1 protein-coding gene is annotated in these 258 nt (G+C 64.3%); it reads left to right on the top strand.

The window, feature by feature from the left end; translation table 11 throughout:
* On the top strand, positions 1 to 258 hold a 258-nt coding region (locus R2R70_RS21385; protein WP_410979107.1), incomplete at both ends, for a UDP-N-acetylglucosamine 2-epimerase.

The raw sequence follows: 258 nt of genomic DNA, 5'->3' as shown, positions 1-258 counted from the left end.
CGAGCCGGCGCGTGCGCTGCTCGGCGACGTGCCGAACATTTACTTGATCGATCCGCAGGAATATCTTTCATTCGTATTCCTGATGTCACGCGCGCATTTCATCATCACCGACTCGGACGGCATCCAGGAGGAAGGGCCGGCGCTCGGCAAGCCGGTGCTCGTCACGCGCGAGACGACCGAGCGCCCGGAAGCGATCCAGGCCGGCACCGCGCGGCTCGTCGGCACGGATCAGGAACGAATCATTTGGGAGGCGTCGCG

The organism is Cobetia sp. SIMBA_158 (genome assembly GCF_046566945.1).
Lineage (GTDB): Bacteria > Pseudomonadota > Gammaproteobacteria > Pseudomonadales > Halomonadaceae > Cobetia > Cobetia amphilecti.
The sequence above is the reverse complement of the archived record's forward strand: the minus strand, read 5'-3'. Positions and strand labels throughout refer to the sequence as shown.